The sequence below is a fragment of the Halobacillus sp. ABH2_015 genome (assembly GCF_056158945.1).
Genome location: NZ_JBSWUG010000002.1, coordinates 1,165,830 through 1,182,211, shown reverse-complemented (window position 1 = coordinate 1,182,211; position 16,382 = coordinate 1,165,830). Strand labels below are relative to the sequence as shown.

General features: G+C 47.4%; 20 protein-coding genes and 1 riboswitch. Of the genes, 6 read left to right on the top strand and 14 right to left on the bottom strand.

The genetic code is table 11. The annotated features are described in order from the left end of the window. Window positions 1–7 precede the first annotated feature (7 nt). The 4 genes from arsA to ACXAD6_RS06190 form a co-directional block, all read right to left on the bottom strand. A complete protein-coding gene (arsA, locus tag ACXAD6_RS06205) occupies window positions 8–1,777 on the bottom strand; it encodes an arsenical pump-driving ATPase (protein ID WP_474968116.1) in 1,770 nt (589 codons plus the stop codon). Window positions 1,778–1,790: 13 nt separating this feature from the next. Continuing rightward, on the bottom strand, window positions 1,791–2,150 hold the full coding sequence (arsD, locus tag ACXAD6_RS06200; protein ID WP_474968115.1) for an arsenite efflux transporter metallochaperone ArsD: 360 nt from the start codon (window positions 2,148–2,150) through the stop codon (window positions 1,791–1,793). Window positions 2,151–3,051: 901 nt separating this feature from the next. Then, window positions 3,052–3,375, bottom strand: coding sequence for a hypothetical protein (locus tag ACXAD6_RS06195; protein WP_474968114.1), 324 nt, complete (start codon window positions 3,373–3,375; stop codon window positions 3,052–3,054). An 18-nt stretch (window positions 3,376–3,393) separates the two neighbouring features. Next, complete coding sequence (locus tag ACXAD6_RS06190; protein WP_474968113.1) at window positions 3,394–3,831, bottom strand: hypothetical protein; 438 nt, start codon at window positions 3,829–3,831, stop codon at window positions 3,394–3,396. A gap of 242 nt (window positions 3,832–4,073) precedes the next feature. Here ACXAD6_RS06190 and trxA point away from each other — a divergent pair, with 242 nt between their 5' ends. Together trxA and ACXAD6_RS06180 are read left to right on the top strand one after the other, a co-directional pair. Then, a complete protein-coding gene (gene trxA, locus ACXAD6_RS06185) occupies window positions 4,074–4,388 on the top strand; it encodes a thioredoxin (protein WP_474968112.1) in 315 nt (104 codons plus the stop codon). A gap of 41 nt (window positions 4,389–4,429) precedes the next feature. Then, a complete protein-coding gene (locus tag ACXAD6_RS06180) occupies window positions 4,430–5,287 on the top strand; it encodes an alpha/beta fold hydrolase (RefSeq protein WP_474968111.1) in 858 nt (285 codons plus the stop codon). A 191-nt stretch (window positions 5,288–5,478) separates the two neighbouring features. On the opposite strand, the gene ACXAD6_RS06175 is transcribed toward ACXAD6_RS06180, so the two are convergent. Together ACXAD6_RS06175 and ACXAD6_RS06170 are read right to left on the bottom strand one after the other, a co-directional pair. Beyond that, a complete protein-coding gene (locus tag ACXAD6_RS06175; RefSeq protein ID WP_474968110.1) occupies window positions 5,479–5,898 on the bottom strand; it encodes an RDD family protein in 420 nt (139 codons plus the stop codon). 199 nt (window positions 5,899–6,097) lie between these two features. After that, window positions 6,098–6,310 (bottom strand): hypothetical protein, encoded by a 213-nt coding sequence (locus ACXAD6_RS06170; protein WP_474968109.1) that lies wholly within the window; start codon window positions 6,308–6,310, stop codon window positions 6,098–6,100. Between the two features lie 136 nt (window positions 6,311–6,446). On the opposite strand from ACXAD6_RS06170, the gene ACXAD6_RS06165 reads away from it, so the two are divergent. After that, window positions 6,447–6,662 (top strand): hypothetical protein, encoded by a 216-nt coding sequence (locus tag ACXAD6_RS06165; RefSeq protein WP_474968108.1) that lies wholly within the window; start codon window positions 6,447–6,449, stop codon window positions 6,660–6,662. A 118-nt stretch (window positions 6,663–6,780) separates the two neighbouring features. On the opposite strand, the gene ACXAD6_RS06160 is transcribed toward ACXAD6_RS06165, so the two are convergent. Both ACXAD6_RS06160 and ACXAD6_RS06155 read right to left on the bottom strand, forming a co-directional pair. After that, complete coding sequence (locus ACXAD6_RS06160) at window positions 6,781–7,152, bottom strand: hypothetical protein (RefSeq protein ID WP_474968107.1); 372 nt, start codon at window positions 7,150–7,152, stop codon at window positions 6,781–6,783. Window positions 7,153–7,170: 18 nt separating this feature from the next. Continuing rightward, on the bottom strand, window positions 7,171–8,052 hold the full coding sequence (locus tag ACXAD6_RS06155; protein ID WP_474968106.1) for a DUF1028 domain-containing protein: 882 nt from the start codon (window positions 8,050–8,052) through the stop codon (window positions 7,171–7,173). A 135-nt stretch (window positions 8,053–8,187) separates the two neighbouring features. Between ACXAD6_RS06155 and ACXAD6_RS06150 the strand changes: the two genes are divergently transcribed. Beyond that, entirely contained in the window at window positions 8,188–8,538 is a 351-nt protein-coding gene (locus ACXAD6_RS06150) for a YflT domain-containing protein (protein WP_474968105.1), read from the top strand. A 42-nt stretch (window positions 8,539–8,580) separates the two neighbouring features. Here the strand turns inward: ACXAD6_RS06150 and ACXAD6_RS06145 are convergent, their stop codons facing one another. From ACXAD6_RS06145 to ACXAD6_RS06130, 4 genes are all read right to left on the bottom strand, one after another. Beyond that, on the bottom strand, window positions 8,581–10,026 hold the full coding sequence (locus tag ACXAD6_RS06145; protein ID WP_474968104.1) for a phospholipase D family protein: 1,446 nt from the start codon (window positions 10,024–10,026) through the stop codon (window positions 8,581–8,583). A gap of 100 nt (window positions 10,027–10,126) precedes the next feature. After that, on the bottom strand, window positions 10,127–10,693 hold the full coding sequence (gene thiT / locus ACXAD6_RS06140) for an energy-coupled thiamine transporter ThiT (protein WP_474968103.1): 567 nt from the start codon (window positions 10,691–10,693) through the stop codon (window positions 10,127–10,129). An 87-nt stretch (window positions 10,694–10,780) separates the two neighbouring features. Then, window positions 10,781–10,879: riboswitch (TPP riboswitch) on the bottom strand. Window positions 10,880–10,960: 81 nt separating this feature from the next. Continuing rightward, window positions 10,961–11,707 carry an alpha/beta hydrolase gene (locus ACXAD6_RS06135; protein WP_474968102.1) on the bottom strand — a complete coding sequence of 249 codons (747 nt, stop codon included), beginning with the start codon at window positions 11,705–11,707 and terminating at the stop codon, window positions 10,961–10,963. Continuing rightward, entirely contained in the window at window positions 11,685–12,569 is an 885-nt protein-coding gene (locus ACXAD6_RS06130) for an SDR family oxidoreductase (protein WP_474968101.1), read from the bottom strand. Before ACXAD6_RS06130 ends, ACXAD6_RS06135 begins: the two co-directional genes overlap by 23 nt. Window positions 12,570–12,768: 199 nt before the next feature. Here ACXAD6_RS06130 and yfkAB point away from each other — a divergent pair, with 199 nt between their 5' ends. Both yfkAB and ACXAD6_RS06120 read left to right on the top strand, forming a co-directional pair. Further along, window positions 12,769–13,893: a radical SAM/CxCxxxxC motif protein YfkAB gene (yfkAB, locus tag ACXAD6_RS06125; protein WP_474968100.1), complete on the top strand. Its 1,125-nt coding sequence runs from the start codon at window positions 12,769–12,771 to the stop codon at window positions 13,891–13,893. A gap of 74 nt (window positions 13,894–13,967) precedes the next feature. Beyond that, window positions 13,968–14,552, top strand: a complete 585-nt coding sequence (locus ACXAD6_RS06120; protein WP_474968099.1) for a YgjP-like metallopeptidase domain-containing protein — start codon at window positions 13,968–13,970, stop codon at window positions 14,550–14,552. A 204-nt stretch (window positions 14,553–14,756) separates the two neighbouring features. Here ACXAD6_RS06120 and zupT read toward each other — a convergent pair whose 3' ends face one another. Continuing rightward, a complete protein-coding gene (gene zupT, locus ACXAD6_RS06115) occupies window positions 14,757–15,557 on the bottom strand; it encodes a zinc transporter ZupT (protein ID WP_474968098.1) in 801 nt (266 codons plus the stop codon). Between the two features lie 124 nt (window positions 15,558–15,681). Next, complete coding sequence (locus tag ACXAD6_RS06110; protein WP_474968097.1) at window positions 15,682–16,335, bottom strand: SIMPL domain-containing protein; 654 nt, start codon at window positions 16,333–16,335, stop codon at window positions 15,682–15,684. Between the last annotated feature and the right edge of the window lie 47 nt (window positions 16,336–16,382).

Genomic DNA, 16,382 nt, shown 5'->3' with positions numbered 1-16,382 from the left:
CTCTTCATTAGGATTGAATGTAAGCTTTCCATTGTTCATAGGCCGCATGTTTTCCGGCTCCCCATGGAATCAGCGCACTTCGTGCGGATAATTCTTCCTGTACCTTTCTGATCCATTGTTTTTCCGTTGCTGCGCGGGCCTCTAAAACAGGGTCCCTCGTTCCAGCTGCATAGAAGCTTCGGTTGATGACCCACCATTTCGGAGTAATTTCCGCCCGCTTCAAGTCTTCCTGCAGACGCCCTGCTTCAAATACAGGAGTCGCTTCCGGCAGAGTTACGACGACTACACCTGTCTCTTCCGGGTTCCGCAGTCTTGGCAGTAATTTGGTTACGCTCTCAGGAATCTCACCTGTGGAGCGGCTCATTTCCTTGTGATAGGCCTCAGAAGAGTCGAGTAAAAGCAGGGTGTGACCGGTAGGAGCCGTATCAATGACTACGATTTCCTCCTCGGAATCTACAACATCGGCAAAGGCTCGGAAAACGGCGATTTCTTCGGTGCAGGGCGAATCCAAGTCTTCTTTCAGATAGGCGAGCTCCTCTTCATTCAGCTCACCAGCCTTCGTTATGACTTCTTCCTTGTATTTTTCCACTTCGACTTCCGGATCGATGCTGCTGATGGTGAGGTTACTATGGACCCGGCTGTCCTTGAACATATCCGCTACGTGAGAAGCCGGGTCTGTCGTCGTTAAGTGGACGCGGTGACCTTTTTCAGTCAACCCAACGGCGATCGCAGCCGCAGTGGATGTTTTTCCGACGCCGCCTTTCCCCATTGTGAAAATGACACGCGTGTTTTTCGCTGAGAAGTCATCCACGACCTCTTTTAATGATGGGAGCGGTGACAGATCCATGCCTTCGTCCGCGCTCTCCACCTCAGCATACGGAGACTCACTCACAATCTGACGCATGTGCTGAATATCCGTTAAGGAATAAGGAACATAAGGTAAAGCATACGTATCGATATTCTGCAGGGCTTGAGGGATCTCCTTCAGGGCTTCCTGCTGCTCACTGTAGAACGCAGAAGCTACTTCATCCCCGGTATCATACGACTGGAATACACCATTGATCACCAGCATTTGATGTTCAATCCCGATCTTGCCAAGCTCGACGGCTGCCCGCTCAGCTTCAAAAATCGTGGATTCCTCCGGCCTTGCTACCATGACCAATGTCGTCTTCTCTCTATCCGAAAGGGAATCCATGGCTTTTTGGTACATATTCTTTTTGTCGCCGAGTCCGGACAATGGCCCCAGACAGGACGCTCCGTGTGTGGATTCTTCCAAATATCCGGACCATGCTGTTGGAAGGGTCAAAAGCCTTAACGTGTGCCCCGTAGGTGCTGTATCAAACAAGACATGATCAAAGTCTTTGAATATCTCATCATCTGCGAGCAGATGGGAAAATTCATCAAAGGCTGCTATTTCAACGGTACACGCTCCGGAAAGCTGCTCTTCCATCTGGTTGACGACCGATTCAGGCAGCTTGTCCCGATACGGGCCCACCGTCTTTTCCCGGTAGGCTCTTGCTGCTTCTTCCGGATCAATGTTACTGGCGTACAGATTGTTCACACTTGGAATCGCCACAGGTTCACGGTTCAGTTCCATATTAAAGATATCCTGGAGATTGGAAGCTGGATCCGTACTCACCAACAGAACTTTCTTCCCCTGATCCGCCAGGCTTATCGCTGTGGCACAGGCGACGGATGTTTTTCCAACTCCGCCTTTTCCAGTGAAAAACAGGTACGGCGTTTGAACATGTGTACGTGGATGGTAGGATGTCTGCATAACTACGGCTCCTTTATTTGTCCATATTGATAGAAACACGGACTTTCGGTTTCTGCGTCAATTCTTCTCCTTTGATTTCAAGCCATTCACTGAACTCATCATTCGTCGGGTATTCGCCTGCTTTGACAACCTGACCGTCCAGAAGAGTAACAGGAAGAGCATCTGCTCCTTTTTCCTGCAGTACCTCGTTCACTGCTCCATTCTCAGCAAAAGCTTCTGGTTCATTGCCCAGGTTGAATCTTGTAATGTTCACACCTTTTTGCTCCAATGAATAAACGGCTGAAGCCACTCGTGTCAGGTTCGGGTCGACACTCGGTCCGCAGACGCCTGTGGAACAGCACATGGCCGGGTCAAATATTTCTACCTTTTTCATATGTAAAACCTCCTTAGGGATGTTCGTAAATGTTAAACCACGCATACTGCCGGTGGCTCTTTTAGATCTTACCTCTTCCGTTCGTTAACACCATTTAAAGATTACAGCATCATTATATAATTAAATGCTTATATATCTCAAGGGATAATTTAATAACTTCTCCTTGAAAATGACCACATCCCTGTTATGTCAGGTGTAGTGGAAAAGACTTAATTAAAAAGCTCTGTTAAAGTCTGTTGTTGATATTTTAAAAGATTACTAAATTGTTTCTGTCTGGAATTAGGGGTCCGGTCCGTTATTTACTCAGAGCATGGAATGGCAGGGAAAACCGTCCGCTTTCCGCGGGGAACGATGAGCCTCCTCGAACTTCGTTCTCCGGGGTCTCCCCTTGTTCCTTTTTCCCGCAGGAGTCTACCTGTTTTCCCTGCCATCCCTTTCGTAGTGGTGTAACGGACTTCGGTTATGTCCTTTCTAACTCCCCTTCTTTGAAGAGGCGGCCTTGGGAATGGCGAGACTCCTGTGGGATGAAGGTACATCGTGAGACCCCGGAAGGCGCAGCCTGAGGAGGCTCACGGTACCCCACGGAAAGGGAGTCATTCCCAAGGCCGCCTCCTACAAATCCCATGACAGAAAGGGGTGATCTGAGCTCACATGTTACATAACAACACCAAGCAATAACAGAGCCAATTTTAAAAAAGTACGGGTCATGGAGTACCTTTCATAATGGTCACGGGTCGTGTATAAGTAGATCCCCTTCATCAGAGACAGATCTTAAGTTAAAAAGAAGCACGTTCTTCCGTTTAGCAGGAGATCGTACTTCTTTACGTTACACAAGAGTACAGAAACAGAAATTCCTACTCAGTAAAAACGCAGCTTCATAGATTTAGGTTAAGATACATGACTATCCATCACCATTTGCAATGGGTAGAAATCGATAGGCCAAGTGTGTACGACAATTATTCAATATATAAAAACCTTTTTGTTCGTCTTTGGACATATATCCGCATTGTTGTCTTGTATTAAAAACATCCTGCACTCTATTTTCAGAAGCGCTGTAATAACTTAAATCAGGTTTCACTGAAATCCAGCTCTGACCGGCATTTTCATCATAATTCGCCTCTAAATCATAAATCAGCACACCTTTGTACCCCTCATCCTTTACTACTCTGATTTCCCTGTCATTGTTTTCGTTTTCACCACCAGCAGAATTCATGAATTCTTCCAATATATTTTTATTTTTCAATTAATTGTCTTTCAACACCACATCTTCCTTACTTGGTTGGTATTCATTTTCTAATACTCCACCTCCTGAATGATTATCCAGGGATTTAGAAGTACCTTCTCGTTCATTCAATTGGATTTGTGCATTTTGAACAGAAGAACGGAGTGCAAAAGCGACTATAGCATTCTTATCAGTCTCACCCTCACCTGTGTCAATCTTATCAATAGCTTCTAAAGCTTCATTTATCATTTCTTGGTCTGTCGATGGCTTAATCTTACTAACTTCTCCTTGCTTGACCTTTTCCGAATCATTTGTTTCGTATAAATGGCTTACTTTTTGAACAGCGGTATCTACACGAGCCGAGTTTCCATTACCGATACCGCACCCCTGCAATAACAAGGCAATACTTAAGCTGATAACCAAGAATCCAAGTTTTCTATTCACTTCTGTAACGACCAAATAATCACCACCTTAACCGATTTGAACTGCCATTTTCTTATTATTTCTGTTTTTACAAAAAATAGCAGATAAGCCTGTGGAAGACAAATCGTACGTTTAACCATTCTCCCTATTCAGACGTATCTTATCAAATACTTAAAAAAGTCCATGCCTCATCAGTTGACGTCAGTTTCAGCATCATGTAACCTTCTAACTACTAAATATTTATTTAGTGGTTATACCGATGCAAGGAGGAATGGAATATGGCTATTCGAAACGCCACAGATGAAACATTTGCACAGGAGACAAGCAGCGGACTCGTTATCGCAGACCTTGGCGCCCCATGGTGTGGTCCTTGTAAAATGATCGCTCCTGTTCTGGAAGAAATTGATGAGGAACAAGGAGATCACATGAACATTGTAAAAGTAGATATTGATGAAAATATGGAAACTGCTCAGAAATATGGTGTGATGAGCGTTCCAACCCTCTTATTCTTCAAAGATGGAGAACTAGTCGATCAGGCAGTCGGTTTCAAACCGAAAGAAGAAATTGTCAGCATCGCCGAGAAACATGCGTAAATAAATAACTCAATCATACGATTATCCTGGGAGGTATAAGAATGAACCAACCTGCAACTATGAATGAAGAAACGTTTAAGCAAAGACAACAATCGGTTATGTTGGAAGGCATCGTCGAGGAACCGGTTAAAGTCAATTTTACGGATGTGGGCTCAGGTACGCCTGTAATGCTTTTACACGGCATCCCGACCTGGTCCTACTTATACCAGAGCGTCATTCCGGAGCTTGAAGAGGATTACCGTGTCATTGCACCTGACCTGCTTGGCTATGGACAGTCCGATCAGCGTGACCAGTTCGACCGCTCTCTTCATGTACAGGCGGATATGGTACTCAAGCTTATGGATGAATTGGCATTGGATCAAGTGAATCTTGTTGCTCATGATATCGGTGGAGGCGTTGGTTTGCTTCTTGCTCTTCAAGCACCGGAACGTATTAACAAGCTCGTGCTTTCTAATTCCGTCGCTTATGATTCCTGGCCGATTCAAGATATGCTCGTGATGGGGCACCCTTCCAAGAAGAACGAGTCCACGCAGGAATTCGAAGCTTTTCTATCCAAAGCGTACAAAGAAGTGTTCTCTCATCCGGAACAGCTGACTGAAACCTTTTTACAGGGAATCATGGCCCCTTACCTGCACGAGGAAGGCAAACTGAGTCTCGTACGTAACGCCGCAGCATTGAATACAAATGAAACGACTGCGATTACGTCGAAGCTTTCCACCATCAAGCAGCCCGTTCTTTTACTATGGGGAACAAAAGATGAGTGGCAGCCGGTGGAAACAGCAGAAAAACTCATTAAAGATCTGCCTGACAGCACACTCGTAAGATTTGACGAGTCCGCCCACTGGGTTCCTCAGGAAGCACCGAAAGAATTCAGTGCAGAAATTAAGAAGTTCATATAAAAAAATAAAATACAAGCAGCGTCGGAAGGACGCTGCTTTTCTTCTTTGCTCTATTCACCACGATTTGAGCGCTTCCTGTATGCTCTCCAAACTTTCAAGACCTACTATGTAAGAAATGGTCCCTCCAACTACAATTCCCATGACAAACCACCACGTGTATTTCAAAAGCACCCCTCCCTTGGGAACAGCTTCTACCCCTCATTCGATGCATAAGTTCCTGCGATCATGTCATGTACAGCTTTTTTATCCTTACGAAACACAACCATCAGAGCACTGATGATAATCGAGAGTCCTCCCGTTATCACCCCAAGCAGATACTTCCCTAAAAGCTCTCGAAAAACCATGTCAAGAAGGTTCAGCTTATTCCCGTTCTCTTTTTTCACTTTTATCAACATCATCCTTCTGCCAACACCATACCCCTGCCACGCTACTGGTAAAAGGATGCAGTAAATCATATAGAAGACACTTGTCAAAATGTCTTGATATGGACCATTATGGATACCAAAAAAGAAAGGTATAAAGACTCCAATTGGAATATAGATAAGCAGGACATCGATGACTTCAGCCAGTACCCTCATGCCGAAGCTTGCTTTATCAAGGCTGAAAGGCATATCATCATCCTTTACAGATTTTATTGAAGCTTCTTATTACACGGGTATTTTCCATATCCATTGTTCTCGTCCGGATGATCTTTGTGTCCTTTTCATTCTTGAGGCTTAAAAGACCAAGGATAATAACGAACACACTGGTTAGTGCGATAACTCCAAATACAATGAGTTCCAAAGAAAAACCTCTCTCTTTTCATGTATTTCAAAAGAAAAAGTCCTGCAGCTTCAGCAGCATCTGTGAAATAACATCTGAGCTGCCCGGCTGAAACAAAACGATAGACGAAGCGGCGAACACGACTCCAATGACCAGTTGAGCCCAAGCAGCAGGATTCGTGGAGGAATGGAAGAGTTTCTTTCCTCCCAAAACTCCCAGTGCGACCCCCACGCCAAATAAAATAAAGTAATAAAAGCCCATTCAATCACCTCCCAAAGGTTATGAATATCATCCAGAGCTTCCTTCAGCCGTTCCTCTAGTATACAGAAAATGGGTAATGTTACCATATAAACAGGGAAAATTTTCTTTTATAAAACCATGATGGAAGGTGACCACTATGAAAAAAACACTGCTTGTATTCATATGGCTGACAGGAATCTACAACTTTATCCATATTTTGTTAGGATTTCATATAGAAAAACCCCTCCTTCTATTCTCGATAAACACCCATATTTCGGTCGGACTGCTGACTAGATTGATTCAAGCCTTGTTTATTTTAAGTTTGTTGATCTATGTAAAAAAATACGTAAACATCCGCAAAGAGACGTCCTGATTTGATCCCCCGAAGGATCGCTATGTAGCTTTCTCTTAAAATAAGGGTTCCGGTGCTGGTAAGAATAACCGGAACCCTTATGTTGATCATTCTCCCTATCTCAAAGAGACGCCTTAAATCACACCACCCATAAACATAGGATGAACAACAGGCCTGAAACAGGAGTCATGATCAGACGTTCCTTTTTACTCCTTGAGATTAAGTTCATCAATGTGTTGATGCCCATGAAAATGATGATTACCCACATGAGAATCGTAGTGGGTAAAAATCGGAGCAGATCAGAGAATTGAAATGCATGCTGAAGAACGATACCGGCCATAAAAACCAACAGCAGGGCATTCAGTGCGCTGGCGACTCTCAAATTCGCCGGCAGGACGCGGTGGGACCCCCCCATGGCCGCTTCCCCGAGCGGAAAACCGGACGCGAGTAACACTTGAAACACAGCCACGAAACAAAATAAAACGGCCGATGTAATCGCTGCGACCTCCATGCCCCATCCCCTCTTCCTTTATCTTCTTTCGCTTTTACCTGGCTGACTCTTCATAAAATCCAGCACCTTCCGATCGACTTTCCCCTGGTCCAGCTCACGACCTTCGAAGTTTTCGGTATGCAGGTACGTCGTCCAGGATTCATAGAACACCTCGTCATCAACTTCCTTACTTTCAAGGCAGCCAAGACGGACTAAATGGCCTACCATTTCCCTTTTTACATCTTCATCGATCAGCTGGACATCCTCTTCCTTCGTTTCACCAAAGTACAATTGGTGCAGCTGGTAAATCCGCTCAAGTTCCTTGATCGGCTCAGGATGATCGTCCACTCTGAGATCTACAGCGACATCGCTTAGTCCGCCGTAGCCTGCTTGATCACGAACGACGAGCACGGCCGCCGACTGCTTTCCTCGGCTGTCTCCCCCTGCTTCCTGCGCCGCTTGGATGGCTCTAATGAGACGTTCGGCCAGGGGGCCTTCCGATTGTTCAAACGCATGTCCCATATGGGTCACCGTTTCTTCATTTACTAATATGTTTCCTTGAGCCGCATAATGCTTCCCTGTGATTCCCCCAGCCCAGTCATAACAGTCTTTCCCGGTAAAAGTCGCTGCCTGACCGGAACGGTCGACAACTCCGACTTGACGGTCTTCCTTTTGAAGGTCTTCGTCCGTTAACTTTTCGATGACTTCCTCCGCAGACAACCCTGCCTCAAGGAGTTTCAACCCTTCCGGACCGTAGGCAGGGTTGGCAAAAGCCTGGGTGGCCACCGCTCCCACACCTGCTTTCGCCCATGGAACGACGGAGCCGACGCCTAAAAACTTGGACTGTACGGCCACGCCCCATTCCTCACGGCCGGGGTCACAGGCGGCAATCGAAAATGTAGCAATGATTTGATTGTTCATCTCTTTTCCCTCCAATATCCTTACCATTCGACAACACATTCAGATTTCCTTCTCTTCCCATATTCCGATTAACAATAGAAAATAACGGGTAATTTCACTGTAGAACATGATATAAACAAAGGAGCAGTGAAAAAAATGAAACCACTTGTACGTGAATACACAAATGATGAACAGTTGAAGGATATGGTAGAAAAACTGAAGAACGAAGGCATTGATAACGAAGAGATTTACATCCTGTCCCATGATGATGACCGGACCGAACGGATTTCGAAGAGTGTGAATGCGAATACGATTGGTGCTTCCGAGCAGGATGCGAAAAGCGTCATCACGAATATCTTCAGTAAAAAAGGCGATGAGCTCCGCACAAAGATGCAGGAAATCGGATTCTCCAAAGAAGAAGCTGGACAATATGAAGAAGACCTGGATGAAGGAAAAGTACTTCTTATCATAACCAATCCTGCAAAAGCTCAGGCAATTCTCTCCTGATAAAAAAGCCCTTGACGCAAAACATGCGTCAGGGGCTTCTGTTTAATAAGTTGTAAACCATGTCCACTTCTGCAGATAATACGTAGCATAGCGGATGGACGTCAGATTGTCCTGGTAGGTTTCATAGTCGGTTGTATAATGGCCGTCTTCATTGGACCAGATCCTCGTGAAGTAATCGTTGACCTCCTGGAAGACCACCTCCTCCCCGGGCCCGTGGATGACGACATCCGCTTCCAGGTTAAGGTTGGACAGGTTTCTTCTCGTATAGTTGGCGGAACCGGCGACGATGGCGTCATCATCCGGCCCATCTATATACAGCATTTTCGTATGATACTGCTCGACGTTCGTGTCATACCAGCGCAGCTTGATGTTCTCATTTCCGAGGTTCTTCAGCTCGGCAGCCACCGGCAAATTGGGCAGCCCCGGCTTCTCATGGCCGAACGCGGTTTTATTGGGATCCATAATGATGCGTACTTCAGCCCCGCGGTTGGCCGCTTCATCGATCCGGGCGGTCACCTTTTTATCAGCTAAATAATACATCCCGATCCATACGTCATCCCCTTTACCAGCGTCCTCCAGCTTTTCCAGCACGGCGTCATAGATCTTTCCTTCGGTCACGAACTGTGTGTGAAGCGGTCCTTCCTGCTCTTCCCATTCATAGCTGCTGTAGTCGATGAATTCCCCGCCGGAATAGCGGGCCACCGCTTCTTCTGCTTCCAGAATATCTTCAATGATCGGCCCTTCCATTTTAAAAGCAACGTTCTCATGATACCCGCTGGCATCGTGAGGATTTGCTGTGGATACAACGGCTGAATCCTCAGTCACAAGCAGCTTCCGGTGGTTCGCCTTGATATTCAACAGCTTCATGTAGGATCGAAGCGTCACGTCAGGGGCCTCCTTGGCAATCGGGTTGCCGATCCATCCGTCCCCTTCCGTCCCCATCCATGAAAACAGCAGGCGCCAGGCACTGGAGTATAACGGATTGGAATCTCTCAGTTTGTCCAGATTGGTTAAGACGACGTTCACCCCGCCATCTTCCAGGCGGCGGATCGTTTCCGATTCATAGGAGCCGTAAATGGTATTGATTTGGTCGGTAATAAACACGACTTCAAGGTCAGGCACTTCTTCTTTTCTTTCTAATACAGCGTCCACGAGACGACTGCTGATTTCGGGAAATTCATTTTTCCCGTTCGTGTAGCCGTTGAAAAGAAACATATCAGCGACAATAAAATCATCCGCTTCCCCTATAGTGGCATACATCTCCTCAAAAACCTGAAGATCATGAACCGTATCCCCCTCTTGATTCTCATAGGAGAGGTCACGGAAAAACTCGATATCCTCCATCTGATGGACACCGCCCTCGTAGGAAACGCCTTCCGGGAGCGCTTTCCATGAGGTATGATAGGCAATCATGACCGAAAGGATCAACACGATCAAAAGCAGCAGCCAGACCCATTTCTTCTTTAATAACCCCTTTATTCTTTTCATTCTTATCCCCCCTGGTCTCTGCCTGTCTTTTCACTACCCGGGGGTGTTTCAAACATGGAAAAAAAAGCCTTCTACCGCAGGGGCAGAAGACTTTCCTCATTTAATGAAGCAGCAGCTTTGGACGCTGTATGAACAAAAGGCTGATTACGATGGCGCTTAAGATAAACGCAGGCAGCATGTATCCGCCATTATAAACGAGGGAGTACAGCCAGACCGGCTGTCCTTCCGGCGCAAACTCACCGTAAAAGATGATCCCTGCTGCGAAGTGACCGAAGAAGCGGAGTACACTGCCGATAAAGCATCCCGCGATGATCCACCCGACGAGAGCTTTCGTTTCCTTGGAGCGGATCGCATTCCAAAGCGGTTTGGCCACGATTCCTGCCGCACCGATCACCGCAAACGCCACAATGTAGTCCAACAGCGTCTGCAAAGGGGTGATGATATAGGCACCGGTCAAAATCTGATAGATGCCGAGCAGCAGTCCAGTCGCCGCGCCTCCCTTCACGCCCCAGCGGAAGGCCATAATGAAGACCGGCACCATTGCAAACGAAACGGAACCGCCCTGGGCCCATAATTTAAATGATAAAAACGGAAGGATATCCAGTAGTAGTGCTAATGCGGAAAAGATCGCAATTTCTACTAAAAATAGGACTCTGCGGTTTCTCATTCCAGCATTCCTCCTTTAAAAAAAGACACAAAAAAAGCAATGCAGACAGGGACGCTTCCTGATGGAGGGATCCCGAATGCATTGCACCATCAAAAAAGCCGCCATCCCTGCGCCAGTACTAACTGACAGGTTCGAAGGGTCTGAACGAGGTTCACTCTCAGCCGCTAGGCTCCCCTTGTAGGCTTTGTACCGATTACTCTTCTTGCTATGCTTCTATTATATCAAACTTCTCTCCGATGACAAAACTTATTTCCCGGGCAATGGAGTCTATTTTGTATTCGTATACATCTGGAAGAATTCCAGACTGCGCTCAACAATCAAATCCTGGTCATGATCCAGTGTTGCGACATGGTAGCTGTTTTCCAAATGGACAAGCTCCTTGTGCTCCGAAAAGACCGAATCAAAGATCACTTCTGAATTATTGGGCGGGACGACGTGATCCTCATCCGAGACGAAAACCAGAATCGGGCAGTGAATCGTATCAAGCCGCTTTTTCACCTGATCCATTAAGACCGTGATTTCGGTAATGGATTTGACCGGTGTTTTGTCGTAGGCCAGTTCATCCTGGCCGGGGTCTTTAATATCGGAGCCGATGGCATCAAGAAAACGTTCGTCTGTCGCCGCACTCTCCTCCATCACCGGGATGTCGATTGCTGCATTGATCGGAATAACCCCCTGGATGTCCTTATGCTCACCGGCCATATAAAGGGCAAGCGTTCCTCCCATGGATAAACCGACGACGAATATAGAACTGCACCGTTCATTCAGCCATTGATAGGCGCTCTCCACTGATTCGATCCAGTCCTTATAGGACGTCGTCTCCATATCCTCCGGTGCTGTGCCGTGTCCTTTCAACCGTGGACAGTAAACGGTATAGCCTTCGCGTGCGTATGCTTCTGCGAGCGGACGCATGCTCTGGGTCGTCCCTGTGAACCCGTGGGAGACGAGTATCCCCACCTCATTGCCCTCGTATTTGATTTCCTCTGCCCCATCAAGAATGCTGTACTCGGCCATCTGGTTTTCCTCCTTTTGTTTTGGTGGAACCTAATATCCGTTTCAATACCGCCTTTTCGAGCCATGCCCATGGAAGAAGCCTTTTCAAAAGCACGTTGGTCCGGACGCCCGCTCCGACTGGATAACGCAGTTTTTTCAGCTTGTCTTTTTGGATCAGTCCTGTCATGAGGTCGGCGACGGAAGCCGGCTGGGCCCGTGACTCTTCGTTCAAGGCACTCCACAGTCCTTTTATGTAGGAAGCATAAGGCGACGAAGGATTGTGTACTTCCTCTGGAAGCTTCATACCGGACGACCAGATATTCGTCTGAAAAGAGCCTGGTTCAATCAACGCGACATCAATGCCGAATGGCTGCAGTTCAAAGCGCAGGCTTTCAGAAAGTCCTTCCAGCGCATGCTTGGACGATACATACGCCGATAGCCCCGGAAAACCGATCAATCCACTGACACTGCTGACATTTAGTATTTTTCCGGACCCTTGGCGCCTCATGACGGGCAGAACAGCCTTCGTGACGGCTATAACACCAAAGACGTTCGTATCGAACTGCCGGCGGTATTCCTCAAGTGGGACCTGTTCCAGGAACCCTCCTACCGCATAGCCCGCGTTGTTCACGAGCACATCCACCCGCTCCAGTTGTTCTGCTTTTTCCTTAAAACGTTCAATCGAGGTATCATCCGTGACATCCAGCTGCCACACTTCAATCTTCTGCTTCACGTCTTCCGTCAGGTCTGCGTTTTGGAAAACCGACGCTTTTTCCATATTCCGCATTGTTGCAATGACACGGAAGCCTTTCTCTGCACATTTCACAGCGGTCTGCTGTCCGAATCCGCTGGAGGATCCGGTAATCATAACGGTTGGCTGCATCGATGGTGTCCTCCTTTATCTATTCGTCTACCCTTTTCCTTTCGTTGTCACACGGGGAAACTCCTTTTTCGATATGCAGGCGTTTCCTGCTTCTTTTTCACGTTCGTCAAGAAGGAATGGTATAGTTCGAGCTTGAATAATGTTAGAATAGGAAAGGTTAAGACCGAATCAATTAAATAGAAAGGAAGTTTCATATTTTATGAGTACCAACATGAAGCTTCAGAAGCTTACACCTGAGTTTGACCCGTGGGAAGCCTACATGGACGTAAAGGAACACGGGCATATGACGTTATCCAATATTGAATTTACGACGACGACGCTGTGCAATATGCGCTGCGAGCACTGTGCGGTCGGATATACCCTGCAGCAGAGGGACCCCGAAGCGCTGCCGATGGATTTGATCCGGAAGCGACTGGACGAGATTCCTCATCTGAGGACTTTGAGCATTACCGGCGGGGAGCCGATGATGTCGAAAAAATCCGTCGAAAACTATGTGCTGCCCCTGTTGAAATACGCTCATGAACGCGGCGTACGCACACAGATCAATTCCAACTTGACGCTTCCTTATGAGCGCTATATCCCGATCATCCCCTATCTTGATGTTTTACATATTTCGCATAACTGGGGAACGCTTGAAGAATTCATCCACACCGGATTCGCCCGCATGGAGCGCAAGCCTTCCGAGGAAAACCGGAAGAAATTCTTCGACCGGATGGTGGAGAACTCCCAGCGTCTCGCGGATGAAGGCGTGATGGTATCCGCGGAAACGATGCTGAACCGACGCACCTTCCCTTACCTGGAAGCGATCCACGATCATGTGAAGGAAATGAAGTGTGCAAGGCATGAAATCCATCCGATGTACCCGGTGGACTTCGCCAGTGCTCTTGAAACGCTGAGCCTTGAGGATATGCGTACAGGAATCAACCGTCTGCTTGATCACCGCGATGAAGATACGTGGATGCTGTTCGGCACCCTGCCTTATTATCCATGCAGCACCAATGATGAGGATCTGGACATGCTGAAGCGCCTGTACAGCGCGAAAAATGTGACGGTAAGGAACGACCCGGATGGGCGCTCCCGCTTGAATGTCAACATATTCAGCGGCGACATTATCGTCACCGACTTCGGGGACGAGCCTGGTCTTGGCAACATTCAGGACACTTCCCTGGAAGACGCATACCAACAGTGGATGCAGACCGACACGGCGAAAAGCCTCAACTGTCACTGCCCGGCGGTGGAATGCCTCGGTCCAAACGTTCTTGTGAAGAACTCGTATTACCAGGACGTCGATTTTCAGAAGCGGGAAGCGAAAATCACCCTGTAATCTCCAAGCAGTGCTCCTCTATTCAGGGGCACTGTTTTTTTACAACATCACCGACATGTAAAGGAGGTCTTGATATGCCGCTCCTACAGCATAATCAGACAACGATCCAATATACCGTCCATAAACAGCCGCAGCTGCAGTTCACGAAAATTTACCTGGATGATCTGAACGGGGTCCAGGTGACGGCGCCTGAGGAGAAATCGGATGAGAAAGTCCATGCGTTTGTAGAAAAGAAAGCCGACTGGATCATCAATCATTGGCAGAAAACGCACGAAGACCTCTACCTTGGACCTTTCTTATTGGAAGAAGGACAGAAAATCACCTATCTCGGCCGCTCCTATAAGCTGTTATTTGAGCAGACAGACTCAGAAAAGACGACCCTTTCATTCCAGCAGGGAAAGTTTAAATTCTGCACCTCCCCCGCTTCCAAAGATGAGCAGACTGCTCAATTGAATGAGCACATGACCGCCTGGCTCAAGGATAAAGCCGCTGAAAAATTCAAGGCACTGAGCACGCATACGGTCGAAGTCGAGGATGACCTTACCCGTCTTGGAAGCAGACAGGAGGAATCCATCACCATCAACTGGCGGCTGATCCAGCGGAAAAAAGCGGCTATCCAAAGCGTCATCGAAGATCTTTATACAGGAAAGACGTATTAAAAAATCCCCCGGACGCCATCAGGCAGCCGGGGGATTTTTATTAAATAAGCTCTGTTAAAGTCTGTTGTTGATATTTCATACGCTTACTAAATCGTTTCCGTCTGGAATCAGGGGTCCGGTCTGCTATTTATTCAGAGCAAGGGATGGCACGGAAAGGGAGTCATTCCCAAGGCCGCCTCCTACAAATCCCATGACAGAAAGGCATTAAATAAACAACAGCAGGCTCAGGGCCATGACTGCCATTCCGGCGACAACGCCGTAAATAGATAAGTGCGGCTCCCCGTACCTTCTTGAGGCCGGAAGCAGTTCATCAAGGGATATAAATACCATAATGCCGGCAACTCCGGCGAAGAGGATTCCGAAAACCATATCATTCAAAAACGGCATAAGCACAAGATAGGCAAGAATGGCCCCGATCGGCTCGGATAACCCGCTTAAAAAGGACAGGTTGAACGCCTTTTTCTTATCCCCTGTGGCGAAATAAATCGGTACTGAGACCGCAATTCCCTCCGGGATGTTATGGATCGCAATAGCGGTGGCAATGGCAATGCCAAGTGCCGGGTCATTCAATGCCGCTGTGAAGGTGGCAATCCCTTCCGGAAAGTTGTGGATCGCAATGGCGAGGGCTGTGAACGTTCCCATCTTCAAAAGATCGCGGTCCTTCTGCTTGTCCTGTGTCATATCCTCGACCTTTTTCACTTCGTGAGGGTTGCCTGCTTTCGGGATCACTTTATCGATGAGAGCAATAAGCAGCATGCCTCCGAAAAAGGACACCACTGTAATCCACTGGCCCATTTCATTTCCGAGCGCACTTATGAGGGAGTCCTGGGCCTTGAAGAAAATTTCGATCATGGATACGTAAATCATCACTCCGGCCGAAAAACCGAGTGACAAAGATAAAAATCGTGTGTTTGTTGTTGATGTGAAAAATGCGAGTATGCTCCCTACTCCGGTAGCAAGCCCTGCAAACAGGGTGAGACCGAAAGCGAGCAGTAAGTTTTCCATGTGACCTCTCCTTACCTGCGAACATCTGTTACTGCCCATTGTAATGGATGTTTTTCCTCGGCACAACATTTTAAACCAAGACCTTTTTCTCCATATAAAAAAACACAGTCAAAGTCCCTGTGTTTTAAGGATAAAATGGAAACCAGACATCCACCCGGGCTGTAATCTCCATCATCCCCGGCTCGATCGGTACAGCACTCTCACTGAGCGCCTGTGTTTTGGCATAAGGCTGAAGAGGAGAAACGTCCGGACTTTTTTCCTCGACAATACGGACCGGCTGCTGGTCAAGCCTCACATTCATCGTATTCGCGATCGTCTGTGCTGTGGCAAGAGCCTGCCCGAGGGCGATTTGAAGGGCCTTTTGATAATAGTAATAAGACTGACTCACCGTAAACTCGATGTTCGTCACCCGGTTGGCACCACTTTGGACGGCAGCATCAATGACTGCGCCTGTCTGTTCAATATCATCTACGGTCACGGTCAACATATGGGAAACCTGATATCCTCGGAACACCTGTTTCCCATCCACATAATCGTACTGCGGAAACACGGAATAATCGGATGTTTGAATATTCATCTCGTCCACACCTGCAGCCATCAGCTGATTTTTCACCATGCTGGTGACCGCTGCATTTTCATTCTGAACCGAGGTGAGATCGGTCCCTTCCGTCACAACACCGAGCTGAACAACGGCTGTATCCGGCTTCACTTTAACACTTCCTGATCCCTGGACTCGGATCTGCCTGTCAGATCCGTCCTGTCGGAATAATTGATACATCGGCCATTCCCCCCCTTTACTAATTCATGTGCGGCTCACTATGAATA

Excerpts from the sequence above, each read along its gene's own strand:
- yfkAB (WP_474968100.1), top strand. The coding sequence starts at position 12,769 with ATGAGTACCAACATGAAGCTTCAGAAGCTTACACCTGAGTTTGACCCG.
- ACXAD6_RS06160 (WP_474968107.1), bottom strand. The coding sequence starts at position 7,152 with ATGGAGGTCGCAGCGATTACATCGGCCGTTTTATTTTGTTTCGTGGCT.
- thiT (WP_474968103.1), bottom strand. The coding sequence starts at position 10,693 with ATGAGAAACCGCAGAGTCCTATTTTTAGTAGAAATTGCGATCTTTTCC.
- ACXAD6_RS06150 (WP_474968105.1), top strand. The coding sequence starts at position 8,188 with ATGAAACCACTTGTACGTGAATACACAAATGATGAACAGTTGAAGGAT.
- ACXAD6_RS06180 (WP_474968111.1), top strand. The coding sequence starts at position 4,430 with ATGAACCAACCTGCAACTATGAATGAAGAAACGTTTAAGCAAAGACAA.
- ACXAD6_RS06170 (WP_474968109.1), bottom strand. The coding sequence starts at position 6,310 with ATGGGCTTTTATTACTTTATTTTATTTGGCGTGGGGGTCGCACTGGGA.
- zupT (WP_474968098.1), bottom strand. The coding sequence starts at position 15,557 with ATGGAAAACTTACTGCTCGCTTTCGGTCTCACCCTGTTTGCAGGGCTT.
- ACXAD6_RS06110 (WP_474968097.1), bottom strand. The coding sequence starts at position 16,335 with ATGTATCAATTATTCCGACAGGACGGATCTGACAGGCAGATCCGAGTC.
- ACXAD6_RS06145 (WP_474968104.1), bottom strand. The coding sequence starts at position 10,026 with ATGAAAAGAATAAAGGGGTTATTAAAGAAGAAATGGGTCTGGCTGCTG.
- arsD (WP_474968115.1), bottom strand. The coding sequence starts at position 2,150 with ATGAAAAAGGTAGAAATATTTGACCCGGCCATGTGCTGTTCCACAGGC.
- ACXAD6_RS06165 (WP_474968108.1), top strand. The coding sequence starts at position 6,447 with ATGAAAAAAACACTGCTTGTATTCATATGGCTGACAGGAATCTACAAC.
- ACXAD6_RS06155 (WP_474968106.1), bottom strand. The coding sequence starts at position 8,052 with ATGAACAATCAAATCATTGCTACATTTTCGATTGCCGCCTGTGACCCC.
- arsA (WP_474968116.1), bottom strand. The coding sequence starts at position 1,777 with ATGCAGACATCCTACCATCCACGTACACATGTTCAAACGCCGTACCTG.
- ACXAD6_RS06175 (WP_474968110.1), bottom strand. The coding sequence starts at position 5,898 with ATGCCTTTCAGCCTTGATAAAGCAAGCTTCGGCATGAGGGTACTGGCT.
- ACXAD6_RS06130 (WP_474968101.1), bottom strand. The coding sequence starts at position 12,569 with ATGCAGCCAACCGTTATGATTACCGGATCCTCCAGCGGATTCGGACAG.
- ACXAD6_RS06135 (WP_474968102.1), bottom strand. The coding sequence starts at position 11,707 with ATGGCCGAGTACAGCATTCTTGATGGGGCAGAGGAAATCAAATACGAG.
- ACXAD6_RS06120 (WP_474968099.1), top strand. The coding sequence starts at position 13,968 with ATGCCGCTCCTACAGCATAATCAGACAACGATCCAATATACCGTCCAT.
- trxA (WP_474968112.1), top strand. The coding sequence starts at position 4,074 with ATGGCTATTCGAAACGCCACAGATGAAACATTTGCACAGGAGACAAGC.